The 2796-nt window shown below is 76.8% G+C and carries 2 protein-coding genes; one reads left to right on the forward strand and one right to left on the reverse strand.

Annotated elements, in window-relative coordinates:
* A partial coding sequence (locus tag KS423_RS42720) for a (2Fe-2S)-binding protein (protein WP_224285086.1) occupies positions 1-456 on the forward strand: 456 nt, incomplete at its 5' end.
* A gap of 154 nt (positions 457-610) precedes the next feature.
* Here KS423_RS42720 and KS423_RS42725 read toward each other — a convergent pair.
* Positions 611-2796, reverse strand: a 2186-nt coding sequence (locus KS423_RS42725; protein ID WP_224285087.1) for a SpoIIE family protein phosphatase, incomplete at its 5' end; no start/stop codon positions are given.

Here is a 2796-nt window from a genome sequence, read left to right on the forward strand (position 1 = left end):
GCGGCCGGCTCGGGGCAGGCCCGGACGGTGCCGGACGAGCAGGCGCTGGCCGCCGCCCTGCGGTCCGCGCTGGGCGGGTTCCTGGCCCCGGTGCTCACCGCCCTCGGCCCGGAGGCGCGGCGCGGGCGCCGGGTGCTGTGGGCGATGGCCACCGACGCGACGGTGGAGGGGCTCTGGTACGCGGGAGGGCTGCTCGGGGAGCAGGAGCGGGCGCGCACCGAACTGTCCGCGCTGCTCGCGCCCGGCGAACCCCTCGACCCCGCGCACACGCCCGGCGCGGGCGACCGCCCCGCTCCGGCCCCTGCTCCCTTCACCCCGGGCGCCGGTTTCGCGCCCCCGGCTCCCGGGGACGACGGCGCGCCGGGCCCGGACCGGTTCCGGGCCAGCTGCTGCCTCGTCTACACGGCGGACCCGAAGGACATGTGCGACGGCTGTCCGCGCGTCACCCGGCGTTGACGAATTCCGGGAACCATCCGCTCCGCAGTCGGGGATCCGCCTCCGCCACCGCGGGCACGGATTCCCGGGAGCGTTCCGGGGAACGGCGCCGCCGCAAGGAATCCCCGGACGGCGGCGCGGCGGCGGCACGGCGGACCGCAGACCGGACGGGGGATCAGGCCGCCACCGCCGCCGTCCCGCTGAGCTCGAACCACATCCGCTTGCCGGAGCCGCGCGGCTCCACGCCCCAGGAGTCCGCGAGCGCCTCGACCAGCATCAGCCCGCGCCCGGAGGAGGCCTGCTCCCCCGGTGTCCGGCGGGTCGGCCAGAGGTCCGACTCGTCCTCCACCTCGACCCGCAGCCGGGCCCTGCCTCCGTCCGCCTCCGGCTCCCGGTAGAGCCGGGCGGTGAACATGGCGTCCCGGTCGGTGTGCCGGATGGCGTTGGTGACCAGCTCGGAGGAGAGCAGCTCGGCGGTGTCGATGAACTCGGCCACGCCCCAGCGGCGCAGCGCGTCGCGCAGCTCGGCCCGGACCTCGGCGACCCGCGCCAGGTCGGCCTGGCCGATCCGGCGGCGCAGCTGCTGGGCGGCCAGACCGCCGGCCGGGCCGTCCCAGCGCAGGAGCAGCAGCGCTATGTCGTCCTCGCGCTCGCTGGAGTCGGCGGCCTGGGAGGCGATCCGGTCGGCCAGCTCCTCCAGCGGGTCGCGGGCGGCCTCCGCGGCGTCCGGCAGCGGGCGGGCGAGCACCCGGGTGAGCCGGGAGACGCCCTCGTCCAGGTCCATGCCGCGCGCCTCGACCAGGCCGTCGGTACAGAGCAGCACGGTCTCGCCCGGGTCCAGGCTGAACCTGGTGACCCGGTACTCCTGGTCCGGGTCGATGCCCAGCGGCAGCCCGCCGGCCACCGGCACCACGGCGGCGGTGCCGTCCGCGCGGCGCACCACCGGGTCGAGGTGGCCGGCCCGGACCGCGTAGACCACGCCGTAGTCCACGTTGACCTCGGCGTAGGTGCAGGTCGCGAAGTGGTCGGTGTCCAGGTCGGCGAGGAAGCGGGAGGCGCGGGCCATCACGGCGGCGGGCGGGTGGCCCTCGGCCGCGTAGGCGCGCAGCGCGATCCGCAGCTGGCCCATGATCCCGGCCGCGTGCACGTCGTGGCCCTGGACGTCGCCGATCACCAGACCGACGTGTCCGCCGGGCAGCGGCACCACGTCGTACCAGTCGCCGCCGATCTGGAGGCCGGAGCCGGCCGCGAGGTAGCGCACGGCGGTGGTCACGCCCCGGACGGACGGGACGGTGCGCGGCAGCATCACCCGCTGGAGGCCGGCCGCGAGTTCGTGCTCGGCGTCGTGCAGCCGGGCCCGGGCCAGCGACTGGGCGACCAGCCCGCCCAGGGTGGTCAGCAGGATGCGCTCGTCCGCGTCCAGCTCGCGCTCGTCGTCGAAGCTGACCACGCAGACACCGATCGCCCGGCCGCTGGCCACCAGCGGCAGGTACGCCCAGGAGCCCCGACCGGTGCGGCTGGTCAGCTCCCACGCCTCGGGGTAGCCGTCGCGGAACTCCTCGCGGGTCGAGACGAAGACCGGCACGCGGTGGCGCAGCGCCTCGGCGGCCGGGTGGCCGGGCGGCAGCACGGTGCGGTCCCAGCCCGCCAGCGAGTCGGCGCGGTAGCCGGAGGCGCCGAGGATCTGCGCCCGTCCGGCCTCGAAGGAGGCCAGCACCAGGCCGTCCGGCGGCAGTCCGGGCAGCGGAAGCTCGGTGAACACCCGGGCCACGTCACGCACGGTGACGGCTTCGGAGAGAGCGCGCGCCGCCTCCTTGATGAACCGGGAGCGTTCCTCGCGCAGCAGGGCCATCCGGTCGGCGCGGTCCCGCTTGTGCAGTTCGACGGTGGCGTCCCAGACGAAGCCGACCATCCGGGAGGCCCGGCCGAAGGCGTCGGCGAGCACCCGGCCGCGGAAGCGCACCGCGCGCATGCCGCCGTTCGCCCCGACCGTGCGGTAGTAGGCGCCGCACTGGCCCAGCTCGGCCACCGCGCGCTCGACCCGGCGGCGCACCACGGGCGCGTCCTCGGGGTGCAGCAGGGCCAGGAAGGAGGCTGCGGTGCGGTCGAAGCGGCCCTGTTCCAGGACCTCCGGTCCGATGATCGCGCAGGCCCGCTGGTCACCCTCCAGGACGTCGCGGCGGATGTCCCAGTCGAAGGAGCCGATGCCGTTGGCCGCCATCGCGGGCTCCAGCCAGTCCGGCATGGTGTCGGCGGAGGAGGGCGGCAGTCCGCCCGACAGCACGGGCGCCAGCCGGGCGGCCGCGAGGCTGGGGGACGGGCGCACCGCGGAGCCGCGGCGCGAGGCCTGGGCGGGCGGCC

This window comes from Streptomyces sp. LS1784 (assembly GCF_020103755.1).
Taxonomy (GTDB): domain Bacteria; phylum Actinomycetota; class Actinomycetes; order Streptomycetales; family Streptomycetaceae; genus Kitasatospora.